The organism is Duganella sp. GW821-FHT01E12, assembly GCF_059422325.1.
In genome coordinates, this window is record NZ_JBWKWR010000003.1 from 543,060 (window position 1) to 566,973 (window position 23,914).

At 68.9% G+C, this 23,914-nt stretch carries 19 protein-coding genes; all 19 read left to right on the top strand.

What is annotated here, in order from left to right:
- The first annotated feature begins 66 nt into the window (after window positions 1-66).
- On the top strand, window positions 67-549 hold the full coding sequence (locus AC07WS_RS12220; protein ID WP_494729330.1) for a hypothetical protein: 483 nt from the start codon (window positions 67-69) through the stop codon (window positions 547-549).
- Window positions 546-1,865, top strand: a complete 1,320-nt coding sequence (locus AC07WS_RS12225; protein ID WP_494729331.1) for a Pvc16 family protein — start codon at window positions 546-548, stop codon at window positions 1,863-1,865. Before AC07WS_RS12220 ends, AC07WS_RS12225 begins: the two co-directional genes overlap by 4 nt.
- A gap of 4 nt (window positions 1,866-1,869) precedes the next feature.
- Window positions 1,870-4,017 (top strand): ATP-binding protein, encoded by a 2,148-nt coding sequence (locus AC07WS_RS12230; protein WP_494729332.1) that lies wholly within the window; start codon window positions 1,870-1,872, stop codon window positions 4,015-4,017.
- Window positions 4,014-4,295 carry a hypothetical protein gene (locus AC07WS_RS12235; RefSeq protein ID WP_494729333.1) on the top strand — a complete coding sequence of 94 codons (282 nt, stop codon included), beginning with the start codon at window positions 4,014-4,016 and terminating at the stop codon, window positions 4,293-4,295. Before AC07WS_RS12230 ends, AC07WS_RS12235 begins: the two co-directional genes overlap by 4 nt.
- A complete protein-coding gene (locus AC07WS_RS12240) occupies window positions 4,295-7,087 on the top strand; it encodes an eCIS core domain-containing protein (protein ID WP_494729334.1) in 2,793 nt (930 codons plus the stop codon). The genes AC07WS_RS12235 and AC07WS_RS12240 overlap by 1 nt, the downstream gene beginning before the upstream one ends.
- The gene (locus AC07WS_RS12245) at window positions 7,084-7,740 is read left to right on the top strand and encodes a hypothetical protein (protein WP_494729335.1); all 657 of its coding nucleotides are present in this window, start codon (window positions 7,084-7,086) and stop codon (window positions 7,738-7,740) included. The genes AC07WS_RS12240 and AC07WS_RS12245 overlap by 4 nt, the downstream gene beginning before the upstream one ends.
- The gene (locus tag AC07WS_RS12250) at window positions 7,740-8,099 is read left to right on the top strand and encodes a LysM domain-containing protein (protein WP_494729336.1); all 360 of its coding nucleotides are present in this window, start codon (window positions 7,740-7,742) and stop codon (window positions 8,097-8,099) included. Before AC07WS_RS12245 ends, AC07WS_RS12250 begins: the two co-directional genes overlap by 1 nt.
- 11 nt (window positions 8,100-8,110) lie before the next feature.
- Complete coding sequence (locus tag AC07WS_RS12255) at window positions 8,111-9,265, top strand: hypothetical protein (protein WP_494729337.1); 1,155 nt, start codon at window positions 8,111-8,113, stop codon at window positions 9,263-9,265.
- Between the two features lie 25 nt (window positions 9,266-9,290).
- Window positions 9,291-9,899 (top strand): phage baseplate assembly protein V, encoded by a 609-nt coding sequence (locus tag AC07WS_RS12260; RefSeq protein ID WP_494729338.1) that lies wholly within the window; start codon window positions 9,291-9,293, stop codon window positions 9,897-9,899.
- Between the two features lie 2 nt (window positions 9,900-9,901).
- Entirely contained in the window at window positions 9,902-10,225 is a 324-nt protein-coding gene (locus AC07WS_RS12265) for a hypothetical protein (protein WP_494729339.1), read from the top strand.
- 12 nt (window positions 10,226-10,237) lie between these two features.
- A complete protein-coding gene (locus AC07WS_RS12270) occupies window positions 10,238-10,597 on the top strand; it encodes a GPW/gp25 family protein (protein WP_494729340.1) in 360 nt (119 codons plus the stop codon).
- Window positions 10,594-13,197, top strand: a complete 2,604-nt coding sequence (locus AC07WS_RS12275; RefSeq protein WP_494729341.1) for a baseplate J/gp47 family protein — start codon at window positions 10,594-10,596, stop codon at window positions 13,195-13,197. Before AC07WS_RS12270 ends, AC07WS_RS12275 begins: the two co-directional genes overlap by 4 nt.
- The gene (locus tag AC07WS_RS12280) at window positions 13,194-16,358 is read left to right on the top strand and encodes a putative baseplate assembly protein (RefSeq protein ID WP_494729342.1); all 3,165 of its coding nucleotides are present in this window, start codon (window positions 13,194-13,196) and stop codon (window positions 16,356-16,358) included. Before AC07WS_RS12275 ends, AC07WS_RS12280 begins: the two co-directional genes overlap by 4 nt.
- Window positions 16,352-18,607 carry a hypothetical protein gene (locus AC07WS_RS12285; protein WP_494729343.1) on the top strand — a complete coding sequence of 752 codons (2,256 nt, stop codon included), beginning with the start codon at window positions 16,352-16,354 and terminating at the stop codon, window positions 18,605-18,607. Before AC07WS_RS12280 ends, AC07WS_RS12285 begins: the two co-directional genes overlap by 7 nt.
- Window positions 18,604-20,049, top strand: a complete 1,446-nt coding sequence (locus AC07WS_RS12290; RefSeq protein WP_494729344.1) for a DUF6519 domain-containing protein — start codon at window positions 18,604-18,606, stop codon at window positions 20,047-20,049. Before AC07WS_RS12285 ends, AC07WS_RS12290 begins: the two co-directional genes overlap by 4 nt.
- Before the next feature lie 200 nt (window positions 20,050-20,249).
- The gene (locus tag AC07WS_RS12295; RefSeq protein ID WP_494729345.1) at window positions 20,250-21,230 is read left to right on the top strand and encodes a porin; all 981 of its coding nucleotides are present in this window, start codon (window positions 20,250-20,252) and stop codon (window positions 21,228-21,230) included.
- Between the two features lie 12 nt (window positions 21,231-21,242).
- On the top strand, window positions 21,243-22,007 hold the full coding sequence (locus AC07WS_RS12300) for a substrate-binding periplasmic protein (protein WP_494729346.1): 765 nt from the start codon (window positions 21,243-21,245) through the stop codon (window positions 22,005-22,007).
- A gap of 35 nt (window positions 22,008-22,042) precedes the next feature.
- The gene (locus AC07WS_RS12305; protein WP_494729347.1) at window positions 22,043-22,411 is read left to right on the top strand and encodes a DUF2946 domain-containing protein; all 369 of its coding nucleotides are present in this window, start codon (window positions 22,043-22,045) and stop codon (window positions 22,409-22,411) included.
- 82 nt (window positions 22,412-22,493) lie between these two features.
- Window positions 22,494-23,897, top strand: a complete 1,404-nt coding sequence (locus AC07WS_RS12310; protein WP_494729348.1) for a PepSY-associated TM helix domain-containing protein — start codon at window positions 22,494-22,496, stop codon at window positions 23,895-23,897.
- The last annotated feature ends 17 nt before the right edge of the window (window positions 23,898-23,914 follow it).

Sequence of the window (23,914 nt, forward strand, 5' to 3'; positions counted from 1 at the left end):
GAACGCGAGCTTCCTTCGCCGGAGCACGAACCTGCGCCAATGGACAAGGACGTCCGCAGCCCTACGATGCCCCGATCGCGTGCATCCGAGCCACCTCTTCCGGCCCATCCCGCCCGGCTGGCGCCATCGGCGCTTGCCGGCCAGCGGCTTGGGTTAGCACCGCCCACTGCAAGCGCCACCGTGCCGATGAAGGCCAGGCTGGCCGATCATGGCTCCGAGCAAGCAACGCCGCGCCAGCCTTCGCCGCAGGCTGGCAGCGCGTCGCTGCGCAAGGCGGACGCGCCGTTCGCTGGCCCGGCGCAGCCAGCGGCCGCCAAGGCTGCGCAGCCCGCTTTACGTGGCGCCCCGCCGATCAACGCCCCGCTTGCGGCCCGACCATCGGTCGAGGCCGCTCCCGAGATCACGATCGATATCCATATCGGCCGTATCGACGTGCGCGCTCCGGCCGGCGCAGCGCCGGCGCCACCGGCGGTGCCGGCCCCGGCGCAACGTGGCGGCGATGCGCTGAACGCCTATCTGGCGCGCCGCGCGCGGGGAGCACGCTCATGAGCAGCCCGCTGGCACTGGCGGCCGTGACCGCCATCCTCAAGGACATCCTCAACAACGGTCTGATCGATAACGACCTGGCGCAAGTCGGCTCTCTGCTCGTGACCGCCTTGCCGCCTGACCGCATTCCGGTCGGCGAAATCGAGGAGAACCGCCTCAATTTGTTCCTGTACCAGATCACACCGAACCAGGGTTGGCGCAACGTCGGCCTGCCGTCGCAGGGGCCGGGCGGCGAGCGGTTCAGCAACGCCCCGCTGGCGCTCAATCTGCATTACATGCTCACCGCCTACGGCAGCGGCGATCTCAACGCGGAAATCCTGCTTGGCTACGCGATGGAAATCCTGAACGACATGCCGGTGCTGCCGCGCGCCGCCATCCGGCGCTCGCTCAGCCCGAACAGTCCGATCAACGTCAACCTGATACCGCCGGACACCGACGGCCGCACCGCCATCGATCTGGCCGATCAACTGGAATTGGTCAAGATCACCCCGAACTACCTGAGCGCAGAGGAACTGTCGCGCTTGTGGACCGCGATGCAGGCGCGCTACCGCCCGACCGTCGTGTACCAGGTCTCGACCGTCCTGATCCAGCACAATCGCCCGGTGCGTTCACCGCTGCCCGTGCTGCAGCGTGGCCCCGACGACCGTGGCGTGCACAGCCAGCCCGACCTGCAAGTGCCGCCCTCCAGCATACCCCTGCTGACGGCGATCTCCGTCGAGAGCGCCGACGGCCTGCACCTCAGCGCCGAACTGGGCGACACCCTCGCGTTGACGGGCGCGCAACTGGGCGGCGACACCGTGACCGCCGAATTCAACCACGCACTGCTGCCGATACCGCTGGAACTGCCGCTGGCGGCCGGCTCCACATCCCGGAAGGCGCTGGTCGCGCTGCCCGCGTCCGGCAGCGGCAGCGCCGACAGCGATTGGCCGGCCGGACAGTACACGCTTGCGTTGCGCATCGAAAGCGCGGGCAAGCCGACCCGCCGCACCAACGAAATCGGTTTCAGCCTGGCGCCACGGCTGGCGGCGCCGCCCGCATTGAGCGCGCCGCCCGCGCCGTTCGACTTGACACTGCAGCTGTTCCCGCAAATCTGGCCCGGCCAGCGGATCGATATCTTCGTCGGCGGCCAGCCGTTCAGGCCGGCGCCGGTGGGTGCCAAGTCCGGCCAGCTTGCCGTCACGCTCACCGGCCTCGCGCCTTCGGAAACTCCGTTGCCGGTGGCGCTGCGCGTGGACGGTGTCGACAGCATCCTGGTGCGCGACCTCGGCGCGCAGCCGCCCAGCTTCGATCCACAGCAAGCCATCACTGTACCGGGGTAGCGCCATGCCAGCCGTCGACGCCGATTTCGCCCGCAACAACCAGGCCTACATCCAGGCCGGCCTGGCATGGCTGCGGGCCTGCCTGGTGGCAGAAGGCCAACGCCTGGCGCCCGGCTTGCCGCCATTGGCGCAGAAGCCGGTCGCGGTGCAGCAGGAGCCTCGCTGGCCGTGGCAGCGGCAACCGCAAGCCCGGCGGGAGCTGCCCACCGCCGCCGCGCCCGCCCCGGCGGAGGCGGCCGGCAACGTCGGCGAAGCGCGCGCGGCCTTCGACGCCGCCGCCGCCGCACAGCCCCAACCCGCGCTGGTCGCGCTGGCCGCCGGCATGGGTCTGAATGACTTCGAACGCGACATGCTGCTGCTGGCCGCCGCCCCGGAACTGGACCCGGACATGCCGGCCTTGATCGCGTCCGCCCAGGGCGATCCCTACCAGCGCGCCCCCACCTTCGCGCTCGGCATGAGCCTGTTCCACAGCGCCGGCTGGGACGCGATGGCCCCCGAGCGTCCGCTGCGCGCCCTGCAACTGCTGGAAGTCCACCAGGCCGGCGCCGACTCCCTGCTGGCGGCGCCACTGCGCATCGACGAACGGATCGCCGCCTACATCAAGGGTCTCAACTATCTGGACGAGCGCATTGAAGCGCTGGTGGCGCCAGTCGCCGCGCCTGCCCAGCTGCCGCCGCATCAGCAACAGGCGGCGCAGCAGCTGTCGTACTGGCTGGCGCCGGGGGGCGGCGCCGGCATCGTTCAACTGCTTGGAACGGACGCCGGCTCCAAGCGCGACGTGCTGGCCACCGCGGCGGCAGCGGCGGGCCGCGAACTGATGGCGTTGCCGGTATCCGCCCTGCCGGTCCAGCCGCAGGACCTGGAGCGCTTCCTGCACCTTTGGCAGCGGGAATCCAGGTTGCTGCCGCTGACGCTGCTGATCGAAGGCGCCGACAGCCACCCGGCCCACGACGACGGCGCCGCGCCCCACACTCTCCCCACGCGGCTTCTGCAACGCCTGCCCGGCACCGTGTTTGTCGACACCCGCTTTGCCGACGCCGCCTGGGACAGCGCCGCCGTCATCCCGGTCGAAGCTCCGCTGGCGTCCGAACGAGTCGCCTTATGGCATCAGGCGTTGATGGCGCGCGGCATCGCCATCCCGGACGACGCGGCGCTGACCAAGCTGGCCAACGAATTCCAACTGTCTGCCTCGCGCGTCGCCGCTCTGGCGGCGGGCGTGGTCCCGGCTGCCGGCCAGGAGCATCCCGTGCGCGCCGCCTGGAACGCCTGTGTCGAGCACACGGCCGGTGCGCTGGACGGCTTGGCGCAACGGATCGCCGTGCGCGCCACCCTCGGCGACGTGGCGTTGCCGCCCCACGAAAAACAGCAACTGCAACGGCTGGTCGACCACGCCGGCCAGCGTCTCGCGGTGCTGAACGACTACGGTTTCGCCGCCCGCGCCAATCGCGGCGTCGGCATGGCGGCCCTGCTGCACGGCGAAAGCGGCACCGGCAAGACCATGGCCGCCGAGGCCGTGGCGCAGGCGCTGTCGCTGGCGCTGTTCCGGGTCGACCTGTCGGCGGTGGTCAGCAAGTACATCGGCGAGACCTCGAAAAACCTGCGCCGGGTGTTCGACGCGGCCGAAGGCGGCGGCGCCGTGCTGCTGTTCGACGAGGCCGACGCGGTGTTCGGCAAGCGCAGCGAGGTCAAGGACAGCCACGACCGCTACGCCAACATCGACATCAACTACCTGCTGACGCGCATGGAGCAATTCCCCGGCGTGACGCTGCTGGCCACCAATATGAAGCACGCGCTCGACCATGCCTTCGTGCGGCGGCTGCGGTTCATCATCGGCTTCCCCTTCCCCGGCGTTGCCGAGCGCAAGGAGATCTGGTCCAAGGTATTCCCCGACCGCAGCCGGCTCGACAGCACGCAACTGGACCTGGACCGCCTGGCCCGCTTCGCGCTGACCGGCGGCGCCATCTTCAACGCGGCGCTGGCGGCGGCCCACAACGCGGCCGCCGCCCACGCGAATATCGGCATGCCGCACATCCTCGACGCCATCCGCTGGGAATTGCTGAAGATCGGCCGTCCCGTGGCCGAGAGCGAATTTGCCTGGACGCCGGCGCACGCGGCCATCCCGGCCCAAGCGCCAGCGGAGGTGCCGGCATGAAGATCCGCTGCGTGATCGACGGCGTGACGCTGCACGGCCTGGCGCTGTCCCCGGCCGAACGCCTGCAACTGGAACGCGTGCTGCAGGCGCAGCTGGCCAGCGCCTTGCGCGCCGGCTGGACCGGGACGGCCGCCGCCGGCATGCAGCGGCTATCGCCGACGCACCATCTGCGGATCGAGCTGCCAAGCAGCGCCGCGCCGCTCGGCCAGGCGCTGGGGCAGTCGCTGGGCGCAGCTCTGTCGCCCGGCGGCGCACCCGGCGCAGCGAGGAGTCGCTGATGTTCGCCACCCAGCAAGCATCCCGCAGCGCCGCCAGCCCCGCCCAGCCGGCGCTGCTGCAACGCAAATGCTCGTGCGCCGACAAGGGCGGCAGCTGCGAACGCTGCAATGCGTCGGGCAAGCTGGCGCGCGCGTCGAGCAACGCGGCCGCGCCCGGCGGCATGCCATCCAGCGTCGGCCGCGTGCTGGACAGCCCCGGCCAGCGCCTCGACACGTCCACCAAGGGCCTGATGGAATCGCGCTTCGGCCGCGACTTTTCGCACGTGCGCATACACGCCGACCGCGAGGCCAACGCCTCCGCCAGCGCGATCCACGCATCGGCCTACACGGTCGGCAACCACGTCGCCTTCGCCGGCGGCCGCTACCAGCCCGACGATCCGCAAGGCCAGATGCTGCTGGCGCACGAATTGACCCACGTGGTCCAGCAAGGGGGCACCAGGGGGCCGCTGCAGCGCTCTCCCGACGGCGCCGTCACGATGCACGATGACGCGGCCGACGAGGACGAGGCCGATGCCGCGGCCGAGGCGCTGTCCTTTGGCTGGAAGGTGAACGTGCCGGTCAGGCAGTCGGCCACCGGGGTGGCCAAGGCGCCCCTGACGTACGGCGACGCGGCCGGCGGTTGCGGCATTTGCTACCGGGGCAATGTGCGGCAGGTCGGCACCGATGCCCATGCCCAGATCCAGACCGCGATGCAGGCCATGTACCGCTTCCTGCTGCCCAATTTCGTCATCCAGCCGAAGAAAAAGGCGCCCTTCCTGGCGCTCGATCCCAAGAAACTCAAGGGCCTGAGCAAGGCGCTGAAGAAGGCCAAGGGCGTGTTCAAGAAGCTGGTGCCGGATCTGATCATGGCCACGCCCACCGGTTTCGCCCTCGGCGAAATCAAACCGTTCAACTCGGAAGGTCTCATCGAGGGCGAAGCCAAGCTTCAGCTGTACGAGCACTTCCTCAAAGAACGCTATCTGGGCGTCAATCCCGGTCTGACCATCACCCGCATGAAGCTGGCGCCGCCGCCACCGCTGCCCTTCCTCGATCCGCTGGCCATCACCTGCCGGCAGTGGCTGGGCGTCCTGCCGTCCGCCAACGGCTTGTACATGTATCTCTGCACGCCACCGTTCAGCAACGAGCTCAGGAGGAAATGCCGCTGCGTCGGCGACGCGAAAGAGGGAGAGGACAAGGCCACCAAGACCACCAACAAGGGCTTCGGGATCTCGATCGGCAGCACCAGCACCAGCATATACAGCGCCGGCATCGGCGTGTCGGTCTATTCGTCCGGCCTCGGCGCCGGGAATGCCGGGGTCGGCGTCAGTATCGCGTCAAGCTCCATCGGCGCCGGCAATGCATCGGCGGGTGCCGCGGTCAGCAGTTCGGGGCAGTCGGTGGGCACGGTGGGCGCCGGCGCCTCGGTCGACACCACCAGCACCGGCGCCGGCACTGCCGGGGCCGGCTACAGCAACGATACGACCTCGAAAGCGGCCGGCGCGGCCGGCGCCGGCACCTCCACCGGCACCGACGTCAAGGCTGCCGGCGTGGCCGGCGCCGGCTCGGTGAAGGACAGCGACATCACCGCGACCGGCACGGCCGGCACGGGCAAGGTGGAGGACGCCAGCGGAACCGCCGGCGGCAAGCAGGCCACGCCGCCCGCCGACAGTGGCTCGGCCGAAGGCAAAGCCGCGAGCGGCAGCAGCGGCACGGCAAGCGGCGCGCCCGGCACCAGCGGCGCGCCCGGCGGCACCAGCGCGACCGGCGACAAGTCCGGCGCGGGCACCGGCAGCGGTTCCGGCAGCGGCACGGGCACCAAGGCTGACGGGCCGGGCAACGCTCCCAAGGCCGGCGGCCCCGGCGGCGGCCAAGGCCCGGGCCAGACCGGCGGCAAGCCGGGCGACGTCAAGGGGGGAACCGCCACCGGCCAGCCCGGCGGAGCCAGCGGCCAGGGCACGCAGCCCAAGGGCTCCGATTTGTTGACCGAAAAGGAGATGGCGGTCTTCGGCCTCAAAGGCAAGCCCATCACCCACGACCAGCTGGACGCCGCGCTGGAGCAGGCACGCCTCATCCGCGAATTGATCGACAAATCCAGCCCCGCGCAGCAAGCGCTGCTGCGCGCCATCGCCGACAGTTCTCCCGACGGCCAGTACACGGTGCCGGCCTCCACCTGGATACAGAAAATGCTCACCGCCACCCAGGGCATCAGCGAGGAAGACATCGCCTACCTGAAAACGCTCAACTGGAAGCCGGCCAAGGTCACGCCGGAAGAGCTGCGCAAGAGCGTGCTGGCGGCGCTGGCGAAAAAGCCCAAGACTCCTCCCAAGCAGCAAGGCACGGACCAGGGCGGCGGCAAAAGCGAGGCCGAGGGCAAGGGCGAAGGCAAGCCCGGCACGTCCGGCAAAAGCACCGAGGGCGCGGGCGGCAAAGGCACGGGCCAGCCCGGCGGCAAGGGCGGCGAGGTCACCCAATACCGCGTCTCGACCGACGAAACCAACACCGCCCGCGACTTCTGGTTCGTCAACTTCGGCAACTTCGACGTGCACAAGGCCACCGTCGGCGAGTCCGTGATGATGACGCTGGCCTTCTTTGCCGAGGACAAGGGCATCTACACCTTCAAGCTGAAATTCATCATCAAGGAACGCAACGTCGCCAATGAAACCAGCAAGGAACACGGCAAGAACGTCACCCGCAAGGCCGTCACCTTCAAGCTGGAGGGCAGCAACGACGCCCGCTGGGACATCGCGCCGCCCGGCAAGCGTCCCTTCATCCTGCCCAAGAACGTCGGCGCCACCTTCAAGGGCTTCCTATGAGCACCTATCCGCGCACCCCGTACACGCTCAAATGCGGCATCGTCATGATCAATCCGCTGACCCGCCACGCGGGCCGCGTGATCGTGCTGCAATACACGCCGGACCACCTGAGCCGCACCCTGCAGGTGCAATCGGTCACCGGCGACACCGGCGACCGCACCGAACCGCTGCGCTTCAAGGGCCCGCCGGTGGAAACCTTCCGCCTGGAAGCGGAGATCGACGCCACCGACCAGCTGGAGTTCCCCGACTCGAACCAGACCGCCGTCGAGGTCGGCATCTTCCCGCAACTGGCCGCGCTGGAGGCGCTGGTCACGCCCACCAGCGCCCAGGTCGACGCGTCGGACGCCATGATGACCCAGGGCGCCATCGAGATCGCGCCGATGGAATCGCCGCTGGCGCTGTTCGTGTGGAGCGCACAGCGCGTGGTGCCGGTGCGGGTGAGCGAGTTTTCCGTCACCGAGGAAGCCTTCGACATCAGCCTGAACCCCACCCGCGCGCGCGTCACGCTGGCGTTGCGCGTGCTGTCCGTCAACGATTTCGGCATCGACCATCCGGGGGCGGCGCTGTACATGAGCTATCTGAAAAACAAGGAAGCGCTGGCCCTGCGGGCGGTGGCCGGCTCGCTCGATCAACTCGGCGTGAAGGGGCTGTGATGATAGATCCGCGCACCATGGTGCCGTCGCTGCAAGACCTGCGCACCGAAGTGTTCGACGAACTGAGCCGCTACCGCGGGCTGCCGCTGCTCACCTGGACCGACGACGACGGCGTCGAGCACACCTACGTCGACCGCCGCTTCGTGCCGGGACCGGAAAGGCTGTCGGCCGCCGGCGTGGTCGCCGTCAACGACCAGGACCGGCTCGACAACATCGCCGCCGTGCAGTTCGGCGAGCCCACGCTGTGGTGGCGCATCGCTGACGCCAACCGCGCGCTGCAGCCCGACGAGCTCACGCAGCGCCTCGGCCGGCGCCTGCTGATCACCTTTGCCGAAGGCACGCCGGCGCCGCGCCGCTGACAGGAGGATGCATGTTACGGGGAATACAGTTCTCGCTGATGGCCGGCATGATCAATCCGGAGCTGGTGCCGCTGGACGTGGCCCAGAGCCTGCTGTCGGCCCAGGTCACCCAGGTGACCGAAGGGCGCAGCGGCTTCTCGCTCAGCTTTGCCTTCGGCAAAGGCTCGCCGATACGGCGCCGCTTCGAGGACGGCTTCTTCGATCCGCCGCGCCGCATAGTGCTGTACGCCACCATCAACGGCGTGCCGCAGGTGTTGATGGACGGCGTCATCACCCGCCATGAAGTGGCGGTCTCCAACGACGCCGGCCAGTCGCGCCTGAACGTCACCGGCGAGGATCTGTCGCGCATGCTCGACACCGTCGATCTGAGCTGGCTGATCAAGTACCCCGCCATGCCGATCGAGGGCCGTGTCGCGCTGATCCTGGCCAAATACATCCCGCTGGGCATGATCCCGCTGATCGTCCCCAGCGTGAACATCGACATCCCGATCCCGACCTCGCGCATCCCCAGCCACATCGGCACCGACCTGCAATACCTGAACCACGTGGCCAAGAGCGTCGGCTACGTGTTCTACATCGAGCCGGGACCGCAGCCGGGCCAGTCCATCGCCTACTGGGGGCCGGAGATCAAGACCGGCAAGCCGCAGGCCGCGCTGATCGCCAACAGCGACGCCGCCAGCAACGTCGACGGCCTCACCTTCAGCTTCGACGGCTTTGCCAAGACGCTGCACCTGCTGCTGATCCGCCCGGAGGAATTGCCGGTGCCCATCCCGATTCCCATCCCGGACGTCAATCCGCTGTCGCCGCCGCTGGGCCGGCGCGCGCCGATCCCGCTGCGGGTGGAGCCGCTGAGCGGCGTGGCCCACTACAACCCGGCGCAGGCCATCATGGTCGGACTGGCGCACGCGGCCCGCTCGGCCGAGGTGATCAGCGGTTCGGGCGCGCTCAACGTGGTGCGCTACGGCCGCGTGCTCAAGCCGCGCCGCCTGGTCGAGGTGCGCGGCGCCGGCCTGCCGCACGACGGCCTGTATTTCGTGCGCAGCGTGACCAGCCAGATCAAGCCAGGCGAATTCAAGCAAAACTTCAACCTGTCGCGCAACGCCTTCGTGCCGCTGTCCATTCCCGGCCTCGACACGCGCGGCACCACCCTGCCCTTGCTGGGCTAGCACAACCGACCGAAGGAACCAACAGATGGCCGACCATCCCACCATGAAGGACCTGGGCTTCACCGACCAGTTCAACGCCGACGACGACGGCGGCGACGGCCCACCGGACAGCGTCGGCGGCGCCAAGCGCTACTGGGGCAAGTACCGCGGCGTGGTGCGCGTGCCGCTCGACCCCGAACTGCGCGGCCGCCTGATGGTCGCGGTCGAGGACGTGTGGGGACCGAACGTGTCCTCCTGGGCGCTGCCCTGCCTGCCATACGGCGGGCTGTCGCTGGGCATGTACGTGGTGCCGCCGGTCGGCGCCAACGTCTGGGTCGAATTCCTGCACGGCCATCCGGACTACCCGATCTGGACCGGCTTCTGGTGGGGTTCGACCGCGTTCACGCCCAAGACCCAGGCCACCGGCGCGCCCGGCGTGCCTATCCTGACCATCGAATCGCTGCTCAAGCACGCGCTGGTGATCAGCGACACGCCCTTGCCGCCGCTGCTGCCGCAGGGCGGCGTGCTGCTCAAGAGCGGCGCCTCGTTCATCGCCGTCGAGCCCACCGGCGTGCGCATCTTCGGCGCCCCCGGCGTGCAGATCAACGGCACACCGGACGGCAATCCACTCACCGCAGCGCTCTACGTGACCTGACCATGCCCGGACCACTGCTCACCGTGAACGCCGTCGTCACCTGCACCCACGCCGGCCCGGCCACGCCGCTGCCGCCGACCAGCCGCCTGAGCGTAATGGGCATGGCCGTGGTCACGCTGGCGCACACCTACACCATCACCGGCTGCGGCTTTCCCGCCGCCTCGTCCGGTGCGCCGCCTTGCGTCACCGGCAAGCTGACCATGGGCGCGGCGCGCGTCAAGTCGATGGGCCTGCCGGTGGCCATCGTGCCGGCCACCTCGACCTGCGCGCCCAACGCCACCCCGCTGATCCTGGCGCCGGGCCAGGCGCGGGTCAAGGCCATCTGAGCGGAGACCACCATGAACATCGCCTTCCCCTACCAGATCGGCGCCGACGGCCGCAGCCTGTCCGCCACCGACGCCGACCATGTGCGCGACATGATGGAAATGCTGTTGTTCACCAATCCGGGCGAGCGGGTGATGCGTCCGGAATTCGGCAGCGGCCTGCTGCAATCGATCTTCGCGCCCAACAGCGTGGAACTGGCGGCGACCCTGCAACTGACCGTGCAGGCGGCGCTCACTCAATGGCTGGGCGATCTGATCGAGTTGCGCGGCGTGGAGGTGCTGAGCGACGAAGCCACGCTGCGCGTCACCGTCCGGTATATGTTGCGCCCCACGGGCGAAATCGTCACCGAAAACTTCAGCCGGAGCCTGACATGAACAGCCTACCCTGCACATCGCAATCCGGCGCGCAGTGCAGCGACGACCGCCGCCGCGCCGAGCTGAAGTCCGGCGGCCACCTGGGCGGCATCGATTACGTCGAAGTCTACCCGGATCGACTCACCCTTTGCGTGCGCTTCTTCGGGCAGCTGCCCGCGGGCCTGGGGCGCGAAAACGTCCTCATCGAAGGCGGCGAGCGCATCACCGGCATCCAGGTGACCGCCGCCGAATTCGAAGAGCATGAGGACGGCGATGTCTGCCTGCGCGTCAGCGTGGACCGCAGCGGCGACTTCTCCCGCTACTGCCTGTGCCTGGTCGAGCCGGAACGGCGCACCAGCCATTGCAGCGACGATCCATTGCCGGCGCAGGTGCCGCGCCTGCGTAAAGTCCCGGACGGCATAGATCCGCGCTACGCCTGCGCCGCGTTCTGGTTCCGCATCGATTGCCCGTCCGACCTCGATTGCCTGACGCCACCGTGCGCCGCGCCGGCGGCCGCCCCGGCGCCGGCCATCGACTACCTGGTGCGCGATTTCAACGGCTTCCGCCGCCTGCTGCTGGACCGCATGAGCTCTGTCATGCCGGACTGGAACGAGCGCCATCTGCCCGACCTGGGCGTGACCGTGGTGGAAGTGCTGGCCTACGTCGCCGACAAATTCAGCTACACGCTGGACGCGGTGGCCACCGAAGCCTATCTGGGCACCGCGCGCCGGCGCATCTCGGTGCGGCGCCACGCGCGCCTGCTCGACTACCGCATGCACGAAGGCTGCAACGCGCGCGCCTGGCTCACCATCGACACCTCGGCCGACATCACGCTGGCCTTGGCCGACCTGGTGTTCGCCGCGCCGCCGCCCCGGCAGCAGGTGGTGGTGCCGGGACTGCAATCGTGGCAGGAGCTGCAGCGCGTCGACCAGGCCACGCTGTACCAGGCGATGGACCTGGGCCGGGACGGCAAGCTGCGCCTGAACACCGCCCACAACGAGATCCACTTCTACACCTGGCACAACCAGGGCTGCTGCCTGCCGGCCGGCGCCACCAACGCCACGCTGCGCGACTCGGACCTGGCAGCGCCCCACGTGGAGCTGTACCGCAAGCTGCACCTGGCCCGCGGCGACGTTTTGATCTTCGAGGAAATCCGCAGCGGCGTCACCGGTTCGGGCGCCGACGCCGATCCCGCGCGCCGCCACGCCGTGCGCCTGACCGGCGTCACCGAGCTGCACGACCCGCTGGACGGCACGCTGTTGCTCGATATCGAATGGGACCGCAGCGATGCGCTGCCGTGGACCCTGTGCCTGTCGGCGCGCACGGCCGCTCCCGATTGCCGCTGGGTCGAATGCGCGGTCGTGCGCGGCAACGTGGTACTGGTCGACCACGGCATCGACATCGTGCGCATCGACGACAGCTGGGTCGTCGGCGAACAAAGCACCCAAGGCTGCTGCGCCTGCGACGGAACGGCGGCCGACCTCGAGAGCACGCCCGCGCCTTTCACGCCGACGCTGGCGCGTGACGGCCTGACTTGGGCCGGCGCGCTGCCGGCCGGATCGGCGCCAGCCAGCGCCATGCTGAAACAGGACCCGCGCCTGGCCTTGCCGCAACTGCGGCTGGACCAGGGCTGGGCCGCTTCCCCCGAGTCCAGCCAGATCGTGTGGGAAGACCGTTACAGCTGGAGCCCCGTGCCCGACCTGCTCGCCAGCGAGCGCGACGACCGGGTGTTCGTCGCCGAAGTCGACGACGAAGGCTACGCCCACTTGCGCTTCGGCACCGGCGACGACGGTCTGGTGCCGTCAGCCGGCAGCCGCTTCCGGGCGCGCTACCGGATCGGCAACGGCGCCGCCGGCAATGTCGGCCACGACACCATCGTCTGGGTCGCCGTGCGCAATGGACTGCTGTCCGGCATCGAGCTTCATCCGCGCAACCCGATGGCGGCCTGCGGCGGCCGCGAACCCGAGCCGGTGGCCGACGTCAAGCAATACGCGCCGCGCGCCTACGGCCGCGTGCTGGAGCGCGCCGTCGCCGCCGCCGACTACGCCGAAATCGCCGCCAACGATGTGCGCATCCAGGGTGCGTACGCGGAACTGGTGTGGACCGGCAGCTGGTACGAAGCCGACGTCGCCCTCGACCGCTACGCCTCGGCCGACGACGACCCGTTGCTGGAGGCGCAGACGCTGGAACGCCTGCAGGCCGTCAGGCGCATCGGCCACGACCTGCGCCTGCTGCCCGCCCGCCGCGTGCCGCTGCAGATCGAAATGGCGATCTGCGTCGCGCCAGGCTACGTGCGCGCCGAGGTGCAGCGGGCGCTGTCCGATGCGCTGTCGAATCGCCGGCTGACGGACGGCAAGCTTGGGCTGTTCCACGAGGACCGCCTGCAATTCGGCCAGGACGTGCGGGCCTCGGTGCTGGTGGCATTGGCACAGCAGACCGACGGTGTGGCCCACGTCACGCTGCTGAAATTCGCCCGCGCCGACGCCGCGCCGGCCGACGCGCAGCGCACCCTGGCGGACGGCCTGTTGCCCATCGCGGCCGACGAAATCGCCCAGCTGGACGGCAATCCCGATTTCCCCGAGCGCGGCGCGCTGGTGTTGCATATGAGAGGTGGACGATGAGTTGCGACCAACACTGCGATCCCTGCGCAAGCGCCGGATGCGACTGCGATTGCGCCGCCGCCTGCGGCATCCCTGCCACGCTGGCGCCGCCCGCCAACCGCGCCGGCCGCGACCTGCTGCGCGCGCGCATCGGCAACCATGGCGACTTTTTCGCCGACGCGCTGCGCCGCCTCAGCTCCGCCGACGCGCCGGCGCTGCGCGACCTGGGCACGCGCGACCTGACAGACCCCGCCATCGCGCTGCTGGACGCCTGGGCCGTCGCCGCCGACGTGCTGACCTTCTACCGCGAGCGCCTCACCAACGAAACCTATTTGCGCACCGCGCGCAGCGAGCGCTCCCTGCGCGAACTGGCGGCGCAGGTCGGCTTCAAGCCGCGTCCCGGCGTGGCCGCCACCGTGCATCTGGCGTTTCTGCTGGACGCCAACGCCGCGCCGGTGGAAATCCCGGCCGGCGCCAAGACACAGACCGTGCCCCAGCCCGGCGAACAGATGCAGACCTTCGAAACCGACGAAGCCGTGCAGGCGCGCGCCGAGTGGAGCACGATGACGCCGCGCCTGACCCGCGTGCCCTCGGTCAACCGTGTGGACGCGCTGACCCGCCTCGAATTCCGGCTCAACGACGCCGGCCTGCTGGTACGGCCCGGCGAGCGCCTGCTGTTCCGGTTCGGCGACCGGCAGGGAGAACAGGTGGGCCGTGAAATCGCCGGCGCCCGCAACGATGTACTGAGCGGCACCGTGGTGCTGACATTGAAGCCCCGCCCCGGCCTGACACCCGATATCGCCCGCAAGATACTGGCGTTGACCGACGAGCTGGCGAAAAAAGTCGAGCATGACGGCGACCATGCCGACCCGACGATGGTGGAGCTGCTTGAAATGCTGGTGTCCTACCTGCTCGGCGCCAGCGCGGTCGATGCGTTTTCCAGCATCAGCGAGCAGTCCCCCGAGGCCGCCGGCGACGATCCGGCAGCCGAGATCCTCGCCGAGCTGCTGGCGCCGACGCACAGCACGCCGATCCACATCGAGGCCGCCGACATCGACGCCAGCCTGCCCGCGCTGGGTACTGCGCCCGAGGCGCAGCTGCGCGCTTCCCGCTACCTCGACCGCCAGGCGTCGGCCGGGCTGGAGGCCAGCGGCGCCATGCGCGGCGCGCTGTTGCAATCGCTCACGCCCGGACTGGGCGCGCACCTGTACGCGGCCTGGAGCCAGCTGCCCGGCAACGCCGCCACGCCAGACATCGCGCCGGACCTGTACCTGCTCCGCTCCGTGCACAGTCCCTACGGCGCCAATGCGCCGCTGCTCGCTTCCATCGTCCGCGGCTCCAATGACGTCGATTGGACCACGGCGCAAATCGACCGCCGCTACGCCTTCCTGGACGGCGTCAACGACGCGGTGCACCCGGGCAGCCACGCGCTGATCCAGACGCCGCGCGTGCAGAACGCCAGCAGCCACACGGTGCGCTACGCCCGCGTGATCGGCGCCGGCACCGCCAACCGCGGCGACTACAGCCTCAACAGTAAAGTCACACGGCTGGAGCTGGTCGATCCCGTGACGGGAAAAATGCTCGACGTGCTGCACGACGTCGAAGAAAATCTCGGCGATCTGGCGACCTCGCTCGGCTACCTGCGCAACACCGTGTACGCCGTCCAGAGCGAACCGGTGGCCCTGGCCTCAGAGCCGATTGCCGACGATGTCGGCGGCGACAGCGTGGTCCTCAACGGCCTGTACGACGGCCTGGACGTGGGCCGGTGGATCATCGTGGCCGGCGAGCGCACCGACATCACGGCGAACGGCGCCGCGCTGCCCGGCATCCGCGACGGCGAGCTGGCCATGATCGACGCCGTCAAGCAGGTGGCCGATCCGGCCTCCCCGGCCGACAGCCGCCACACCGTGATCTACCTGCGGAGCAAGCTGGCCTTCACCTACCGGCGCGCCAGCGTCGTCGTGTACGGCAACGTGGCGCCGGCCTCGCACGGCGAGACCGTGTCCGAGGTCATGGGCTCCGGCGACGCGCGGGCGCGCCTGGCCGCCTACGCGCTCAAGCGCGCGCCGCTCACCTACGTGGCCGCCCCCACGGCCAGCGGCGTGCGCGGAACGCAGATCGTCCGCGTCAACGACGTGCGCTGGAGCGAGGCCGACTCCCTGCTCGACGCCGGCCCCGAACAACGCGCCTACGAGCTGTCCACCGACGCCGGCGGCGCCGCCACCGTCGTCTTCGGCGACGGCGTGCACGGCGCGCGCCTGCCTACCGGACAGGACAACCTGCGCGCACAATTCCGGGTCGGCATCGGCCGCGCCGGCAACGTCCAGCCGGGCCAGATCACGCTGCTGTCCACCCGCCCGCTGGGCGTGCAAGGCGTGATCAACCCGCTGCGCGCCGCCGGCGGCGCCGACCGCGACGGCATCGAGCAGATCCGCCGCAACCTGCCGCAGGCGGTGCTGGCGCTGTCGCCCCGCTCGCGCCTGGTGTCGGTGCAGGATCACGCCTACTTCGCCCAACGCTTCGCCGCCATCGGCCACGCACAGGCCGCCAAGCTGGCCGACGGCGGCGCCAGCGTGGTCTATGTCACGCTGGCCGGCGTCGGCGACATTCCGCTCGATCCCAAGGGAACGCTGCTGGAAAGCCTGTACCTGGCCTTCCACACCTACGGCGATCCCGCCCTGCTGGTGCAGCTCGGCGTGCGCGAGCTGATCGCACTGGTGTTGCAGGCCAAGGTTGCGATCGACGCGGACGCCGACTGGAACGTGGTCGAACCCACGCTGCGCGCCAGGCTGCTCGACGTGTTCTCGTTCGAACGCGCGCAACTGGGCCGCTCGGTCTACCTGTCGGCGGCGGTGGCGGCGATGCAGTCGGTACCGGGCGTGGCCTGGGTGGACGTCGACGTCTTCGGCGGCATCTCCGAGCTGGCCCTGCGCGACAAGGAGGCGCTGGCGGCAGCGGTGAAGCTGCTGACGGACCAGGCCAGCGGCGGCGCCGTGCCGGACCTGGTGGCTTGCGCGCCGGCCATGGCGGCAGCCGACGCGCCCCAGTCGCGCCAGGACCAGATCGCCCAGCGCGACGGCCAGCTGCCGCGCTTCCTGCCGGCGCAACTGGCCATACTGGTGCCCGACGTCCCCGGCACCCTGGTGTTCAACCTGGTCACGACTGAGGGCAAATCATGCTGAACTCCCCGGACGCCCTGTTCCAGCTGCTGCCGGCCTACATCCGCCAGCGCGACGCGCAAAGCGGCGGCGCCTTGCAGCAGCTGATGGCCATCATCGGCACGCAGGCGCAGATAATAGACCGCGACCTGCTGCGCATGTACGACAACTGCTTCATCGAGACCTGCGAGCCGTGGGTGGTGCCCTACATCGCCGAACTGCTGGGCTACCAGCCAGGCACCGCCGCCAACGCCTTCCTGACGCCGCGCCGCGAGGTTGCCAACAGCATCGCCTTCGAACGCAGGAAAGGCACCCTGCTGGTGCTGGAAGAACTGGCGCGCGACGTGGCGGGCTGGCCTGCGGTGGCGGTGGAATTCTACCGCCGCCTGGTGCAAGCCCAGCATCTGGACCATCTCCATCCGGAGCGGCCGGCCACCGCCGACCTGCACAACGCCGCACAGCTGCAACACACAGGCTCCCTCTTCGATACGCTGTGCAGAACCGCCGACGTACGCCGCATCGGCAACGCGCAATCGCCAGGCTGGTACAACCCAGGCAGCGTTGGCCTGTTCGCATTCCGTCAACGCCGCTACAGCGTCACGCAGACCTACGCCAGCTGTGAGCGCGAGGCCGGCCAGCACTGCTACGCCTTTTCCATCCTGGGCAATGACGTCGCGCTGTACCGCAAACCGGAACCGCCCGGCCACTTGCCGCTGCCCATACTGCGCGGCGAGCTCGAAGACCAGCCGGCGGCCGACGCCAGCTCCGCCAGCGCCGATCCCGCGCTGTTCGGGGAGGGACGCAGCATCTCGATCACCGTCGCCGACTGGCCGAAGAAAGGCGACCAGGGCCAGGTTCCGGCGTCGGCCGTCATCCCGGCCGATTTATCCAACTGGTCGTATCACGTGCCGAAGAACCACGTCGCGGTCGATCCGCAACTGGGACGCATCATGTTCCCCCACAAGCAACGGCCGCAAAAGGGCGTGCTGGTCAGCTACGGCTACGGCTACGCGATGGACCTGGGCGGAGGAGAATACAACCGTCCGCCGCTGCCCCTGCCCGCGCGGGTCACGCGCGCGCGCGTGAGGGCCGCCGAACACGGCAAGCCGGACCCGGGCACCTTCCGCACCATCGGCCTGGCCATCGACGATTGGCAAACCGGCCGCGCCGGCCCGCCGGAAACGCGGCCGGAAGCGGCCCTGGTGGTGGAACTGGCCGACAGCGGCAGCTACCACGGCGCCATCCACATCACGCTGGGCAAGGCAGAGTCGGTATGGATAGTCGCCGCCCAGGGCACGCGCCCGGTCCTGCTGTTGACCGATGAGCGCGACGGCGCGGCCGACCGCATCTCGGTGCAGGGCGCGGCGGGCAGCCGCCTGGCGCTGGACGGCCTGCTGGTGGCCGGCCACGGCATCGATATTTCACCGCGCCTGCCCGACGACGGCGAGGGCAACGGCAGCGGCGACTCCGGCGACCTGTGCCAGGTGTGGATACGCCACAGCACCCTGGTGCCCGGCTGGGGCCTGTCGTGCGACTGCCGCCCCACCCATCCCGGCCAGCCCAGCATCGTGCTCGACGGCAGCGGCGCCTGCCTGCGTATCGATCACAGCATCGTCGGCCCGGTGCAGGTGGGCGGCGCCGACGAAGCCGCATCCGTCGTCGTCAGCGACAGCGTGGTCGACGCCACCGACGCCGGCCAACCGGCCATCGCCGGCGCCCAGGGCGAGACAGCGCTGGCCTTGCTGACCATCGAACGCAGCACCATCATCGGCCAACTGGCGATACACGCGATAGCGCGCGCCGACGACAGCCTGTTCGTCGGCAAGGTCGAAGTCGCGCGCAAGCAGACCGGCTGCGTGCGCTACTGCTATGTGCCGCCCGGCTCGCGCACCCCGCGCCGCCACCGCTGCCAGCCGGAAGACGCCGTCGCCGCCGCTCAGGCCAAGGTCGATGCCGACACCTCGCTGACGCCGGCCCAGCGCGCGGCGCGCAAAGCCATCGCCTCCGCCGAAGCCGTGCTGCGGGTGCGTCCGCACTTCGAATCGCTGCACTACGGCAGCGAGCTGTACGCGCGCCTGCATCCGTCGACCGCCACCGAAATCGCCGCCGGCGCGCACGATGGGGCCGAGATGGGCGTCTATCACGACTTGTTCGAGCCGCAGCGCCTGGCGCTGCTCAACGCCCGGCTGGCCGAATACGTGCCCTGCACCTTCGACGCCGCCACCTTGTATGCCCACTATCCATCCGCATCGACCCAAGAGGCCCAGCCATGAATGGAGATTTCGCCCGCGTCACCTTCGATTCCGCCGCCCGCTTCAGCCGCGTGCTGCTGCAGCAAGGCCGTGTCCTGCTGGAAGCCGATTTCAACGAGCAGAGCGCGATCCAGCATCACTTCCTGCGCTCGCTGATCGTCGACCTGATCGGTCGCCACTGGCGCGCCGGCGACAGCTTCACGCTGGCCGCCGATCCGCACGGCACGGCAGATTTCACCATCAGCGGCGGCCACTTCTACGTCGACGGCATCCTGTGCGAAAACTTCGGCGTGTGCAGCTATTCCACCCAGCCCTGGCCCTACTTCCCGGACGCCGAGCGCGAACCGCCGGCCGCGGGCGGCCTCGCCTACCTGGAATGCTGGGAACGCCACGTCAATGCCCTGCAATTTCCCCGCCTGCGCGAAGTCGCGCTGGGCGGCATCGACACCGCCTCGCGCGCGCAAATCGTCTGGCAGGTGCGCATCGCCAGCCAGCCCTGGGTCGATGCGCACCTGGCGCTGGTGCTGGCCGCGCTCCGTCTGCGACTGGCCGTCGCCAAGCCGGCCGACCAGCCGCCCATCCAGCACGCCATCGACCAGGTACAGGCAACCGAGGACGCATTTACCCGGACGCTGACGGACTTTCCCGGCGCCGCCGCCGACTGCGCCATCGGCGCCGACCTGCTCGACGCGCTCGACGCCGCGCGGCCCCTGATGCGTGCCCGCGCCGTCCACGACGCCGGCGAGGACGATCCCTGCTCGCTGTCGGCCGACGCCGCCTTCCGCAGCCGCGAGAACCAGCTGTACCGCATCGAAGTGCACGACGGCGGCCTGGCGGACGGCCACGCCACCATCAAATGGTCGCGGGAAAACGCCTCGGTGGTGTTTGCCATCCGCGGCACGCCCAAGCTGGACGCGCAGAGCAACACCGTCTCGGTCGGGCTGGAAAGCCTGGGCCACGACCACCGCACCGGCCTGTGCGAAGGCCAATGGGTCGAGCTGAGCGGCGACGCCTTCGAATTCACGCCGGTGGCGCCGCCGCTGGGCCAGATTTCGGAGATAGACCGCACGCGGCTAACCGTGACCATCCAGCTGCAGCAGAAAACCACCGTAGATTACGCGCATTGCACGCTGCTCAAGCGCTGGGACCAGCATGACGGCGTGAATACGGCCGGCGTGCTGGTGGTCGAGGAACACAACACCTCGGTCTGGCTTGCGCTGGAGCGCGGCGTCGAGGTGCAGTTCCAGGTCGGTGGCTACTATCGCACCGGCGACTACTGGCTGGTGCCGGCGCGGGTGGCCAGCCGCGATGTCGACTGGCCGCAGGTGGCCGGCGTCCCTGGCGCTATTCCGCCGCACGGCGTGCAACGGCACCGCGCGGCGCTGGCCTATTTCAAGAAGAACGCCGCCGGCGGCTGGGACTTTGGCCGCTGCGGCTGTTCGATGCTGCCACTCTGTCCATAACAACCCGGGCCAACTCCGCGCAACTGTGCTTTTTCCTCAATGTCTGCATTGCACCGACCGTTGGATTGACGTCATCGTTCCGTCAAATATTTTGACGAATACTTGATCGCAATCACTACCAGGTGTAAAAGGTAAAGAGTGCATAACGCAGAGCGACGATCGCCACCAAAGTCGCCCCGCCATCCAGCAGGAGACTGAACGTGAAACCATCGCGCGTCGTGCCGTTGTTGCTAGCCTGCGTCATGGCGCAGGCCGCAGCACAAAGCGGAGTCAGTTTGTACGGCGTGCTCGACCTGGCCGTGGTCTCGGATCGGGACTCCGGCAAGTCGACCACCGCGATCAACAGCGGACAACAGACGGCCTCCCGCCTCGGCATCAAGGGCAACGAAGACCTGGGCGGCGGCCTGCGCGCCAGCTTCGTGGTCGAATCCCAGATCGAAGCCGACACCGGCAACCCTTCATTTGCGGGACGCCCTTTCGGCAGCCAGAGCTGGGTCGGACTTTCCGGCGCCTTCGGCAGCGTCAAGCTGGGACGGATGTTCACGCCCTACTTCGGCGCCATCGCCACCAACGATCCGTTCGACGCCAAAGGGCCCGGCGAATCGACGCGGGTGTTCCAGGATTCCGGCGTCCGCATGGACAACACCGTCAAATATTCCCTGCCCGACCTGCACGGCTTCTATGCCGACCTGGCCTACGGCGCCGGCGAACAGGCCGGCAACGCGGCGGCCAACCGCCAGATCAGCGCAGACGCCGGCTACGCGAAGGGGCCGCTCAACATCGAGCTGGCCTATCACGACAGCAACGACATGGCCGGAGTCAGGCTCGCCCGCAGCAGCCTGGTCGCCGGCAACTATGATTTTGGCCCGCTGCGCGGCTGGTTCGTGCTGGCGCGCAGCCGCAACGCCGCCACCCTCGACACACGGGACATGCTGCTGGGTGTGAGCATCCCGTTCGGGCGCAGCCTGCTGGCCGCCGACGTCGTCCACAAGAACGACCGCCTCCTGCCGCGCACCAACGCCACCCAGCTCGCGCTCGGCTACTACTACACGCTGTCCAAGCGGACCAATCTCTACCTGGTCAGCTCCAACCTGCGCAACGGCAGCGCGGCAAGCTACCAGGCGGCTCTGCCCGGCGGCACGCGGCGCCTGGTGGCAGCCGGCATGCGGCATCAATTCTGAGCGGAGCGCGCCATGCTTGCACGTCACCGCCTCGTTCCGCTGCTGTTTGGCGCCCTGTGCGCATGGAGCCCGCTGGCCGTTGCGGACACCGTCACCATGGCGTTCGGCGAAAAGATACCGCCCTTCTGTTTTCCCGAGACCGATTCCGGGATCGAAGTGGAAATCCTGCGCGAGGCGCTGGCCTATCGCGGACACGTGATGAAGTCGCACTACTATCCCTTCGCCCGCATCCCGATCGCCTTCAAGGCCGGCGACGTCGACGCGGCGATGACCGACCTCGGCGAGGACATGGAAAAATGGGGCGCTTTCTACGGTGACCCCGCCGTCTTCTACGACAACGTCTTCATCAGCCTCAAGGAGCGCCACCTGGTCATCAAGACCCCGGACGACCTGCGCGGGCTGACCGTGATCTCATTTGCCGGCGCGGCCAAGCGCTACCCCGAGTGGCTAGACGCCGTCCGGAAAGCCGGCCACTACTACGAACAGAACGACCAGGCCCTGCAAGTGCTGACGCTGGATCGCGGCCGCTACGACGTCGTCCTCAGCGACCGCAATATCTTCAGGTACTTCACGCTGCAGCTGAAACTGAATAAATCGTTTCAGCCGAAACCGGTGGTCGAGCAAAGCTTCGTCAAGTTCAACCCCATGGACTACCGCGCGATCTTCCGCGATAAAAAAGTCCGCGACGACTTCAACGCCGGCCTCAAGAACTTGAAGGACAGCGGACGCTTCAACGCGATCTATCAAAAATATCTGGGCGATTCCAGCCATCCCTGAGCGGCATCTTCGGCTATAATTTCGTCATGGTAAAAATGGCGAAGCGACAAACATTGCACATCTGGATAGCCCTGCTGGCCATCCTGTTTGCTGCCTTCGCGCCCGCCGTCTCCAACGCCTTGGCCGCCGCCGATACGGTCGAAGTCTGCACCGTGAACGGCTACAAGGTGGTCAAGCTTGCCAACGGCGACAAAGGCAAAGCGCCAGCCTCGGCAAAGCACGCCATGCAGCACTGCGCGTTCTGCACCATCCATGCCGACGCCCATCCGCTGCCCGGCGCACCGAGCGTCCCGCTCGCGCTCGACACCGGCCGCGACGCCTATCCACCGCTGTTCTACACCGCGCCGCAATCGTTGCACGTCTGGTCCGCGGCCAACCCGCGCGCGCCGCCCTTCCTCGCCTGAGTTCCCACAGCCGCACATCCGTGCGCTGATACCGCGCCGCCCTTGCCGGCGGTGACCTGTCACGAACTTACGAGGCGTCTTCATGATCGCGGGCTCACCCACGGCCGGAACTTCCGGCCTGTATCGCCGCATCTGGCGCTGGCACTTCTTTGCCGGCCTGGTATGCGTTCCATTCATTTTTTCACTGGCCGCCACCGGCGCCATGTATCTGTTCCACCGCCAGATCGACGACCTGGTCTATGCCCCGCAGTTGCTGCGCCCGGCACCGGCGAGCAATGCGCCGGCCATGCAAGCGTCCACGCTGATGGCCAGTGCCCTGCGGGCCTATCCCGGCCAGCCCAAGGCCCTGACTCTGCCTGCGGACAAGCGCCACAACGCCCAGCTGGACGTCATCCGTCCCGACGGCGCGACGCTGCAGGTATTCGTCGATCCCGCCACCGGCGCCGTGGCGGGCGCCATCGACGAGGAGCAGCGGCTCATGACCATCGTCAAGCACATCCATTCGCTGGCGATCGCCGGCGATGGCGGCAAGGCGGTGATTGAAATCGTGGCCGGCTGGATCATCATGCTGATGGCCAGCGGCGCCTACCTGTGGTGGCCGCGCGGCCGGCGGGTGGGCGTGCTCTCGATACGGCCCCAGGCGCAGGGCCGCATCTGGTGGCGCGACCTGCACGCCGTCACCGGCGCTTTCGGCGGCGGCATCGTATTGTTCCTGGCGTTGACCGGCATGCCGTGGTCTGTGTTCTGGGGCAAGAACGTGAATGCCTGGCTGAGCGCGCACGACCTCGGCGTACCCGATGGCATGTGGCGCGGCGTGCCCAAATCCACGCTGCCCGCCAGCGCCTTGGGCGAGCTGCCGTGGATCCAGCAGCAGCAAGCCGTACCGGCATCCGACGATCCGCATGCGGCGCACAAAGCTGCGCCACATCAAGTTCGCCCGGGCGCCGTCTACCCGCTGCTGAACAATTCAACCATCGCCGGCCCGGACGCCATCGTCCGCCAACTGACGGCCATGGGCCTGGATCGCGGCTATCGCCTTGCGCTGCCACGCGACCCGCGCGGCGTCTACAGCGCGATCTACATGCCGGGCCAAACGGCGGCCCAACGCGTGATCCACCTCGACCAGTACAGCGGCAAGGTCTTGATGGACATCGGCGCCGACCGCATTGGCGCCATCGGCCGCGTCACCGAATGGGGCGTGGCGGTCCACCAGGGCCTGGAATACGGCACGCCAAACCTGCTCGTGATGCTCGCTGGTTGCCTCGCACTGATGGCCTTGTGCATCAGCGGCTTCGTCGTGTGGTGGAAGCGCCGGCCCGCCGGAAGACTGGCCGCGCCACCCCTGAAAGCCGGCGACCGCCTGGCCAAGGGCGTGTTGCTCATCGCAGTCACGCTGGGCTGCTGCTTCCCCTTGCTGGGCGTGTCGATGCTGGCCGTCCTGCTGCTGGACACGCTGATGGGGGCGGTGCGCCGTCCCGCAGCCTAAACAAATTCAACTTAAAG

What these genes read in the sequence shown, in the direction of transcription:
- AC07WS_RS12275 (WP_494729341.1), top strand. Translation starts at nt 10,594, where the DNA reads ATGAACAGCCTACCCTGCACATCGCAATCCGGCGCGCAGTGCAGCGAC.
- AC07WS_RS12260 (WP_494729338.1), top strand. Translation starts at nt 9,291, where the DNA reads ATGGCCGACCATCCCACCATGAAGGACCTGGGCTTCACCGACCAGTTC.
- AC07WS_RS12270 (WP_494729340.1), top strand. Translation starts at nt 10,238, where the DNA reads ATGAACATCGCCTTCCCCTACCAGATCGGCGCCGACGGCCGCAGCCTG.
- AC07WS_RS12245 (WP_494729335.1), top strand. Translation starts at nt 7,084, where the DNA reads ATGAGCACCTATCCGCGCACCCCGTACACGCTCAAATGCGGCATCGTC.
- AC07WS_RS12225 (WP_494729331.1), top strand. Translation starts at nt 546, where the DNA reads ATGAGCAGCCCGCTGGCACTGGCGGCCGTGACCGCCATCCTCAAGGAC.
- AC07WS_RS12285 (WP_494729343.1), top strand. Translation starts at nt 16,352, where the DNA reads ATGCTGAACTCCCCGGACGCCCTGTTCCAGCTGCTGCCGGCCTACATC.
- AC07WS_RS12305 (WP_494729347.1), top strand. Translation starts at nt 22,043, where the DNA reads ATGGCGAAGCGACAAACATTGCACATCTGGATAGCCCTGCTGGCCATC.
- AC07WS_RS12230 (WP_494729332.1), top strand. Translation starts at nt 1,870, where the DNA reads ATGCCAGCCGTCGACGCCGATTTCGCCCGCAACAACCAGGCCTACATC.
- AC07WS_RS12300 (WP_494729346.1), top strand. Translation starts at nt 21,243, where the DNA reads ATGCTTGCACGTCACCGCCTCGTTCCGCTGCTGTTTGGCGCCCTGTGC.
- AC07WS_RS12265 (WP_494729339.1), top strand. Translation starts at nt 9,902, where the DNA reads ATGCCCGGACCACTGCTCACCGTGAACGCCGTCGTCACCTGCACCCAC.
- AC07WS_RS12280 (WP_494729342.1), top strand. Translation starts at nt 13,194, where the DNA reads ATGAGTTGCGACCAACACTGCGATCCCTGCGCAAGCGCCGGATGCGAC.
- AC07WS_RS12240 (WP_494729334.1), top strand. Translation starts at nt 4,295, where the DNA reads ATGTTCGCCACCCAGCAAGCATCCCGCAGCGCCGCCAGCCCCGCCCAG.
- AC07WS_RS12235 (WP_494729333.1), top strand. Translation starts at nt 4,014, where the DNA reads ATGAAGATCCGCTGCGTGATCGACGGCGTGACGCTGCACGGCCTGGCG.
- AC07WS_RS12255 (WP_494729337.1), top strand. Translation starts at nt 8,111, where the DNA reads ATGTTACGGGGAATACAGTTCTCGCTGATGGCCGGCATGATCAATCCG.
- AC07WS_RS12310 (WP_494729348.1), top strand. Translation starts at nt 22,494, where the DNA reads ATGATCGCGGGCTCACCCACGGCCGGAACTTCCGGCCTGTATCGCCGC.
- AC07WS_RS12220 (WP_494729330.1), top strand. Translation starts at nt 67, where the DNA reads ATGCCCCGATCGCGTGCATCCGAGCCACCTCTTCCGGCCCATCCCGCC.
- AC07WS_RS12290 (WP_494729344.1), top strand. Translation starts at nt 18,604, where the DNA reads ATGAATGGAGATTTCGCCCGCGTCACCTTCGATTCCGCCGCCCGCTTC.
- AC07WS_RS12250 (WP_494729336.1), top strand. Translation starts at nt 7,740, where the DNA reads ATGATAGATCCGCGCACCATGGTGCCGTCGCTGCAAGACCTGCGCACC.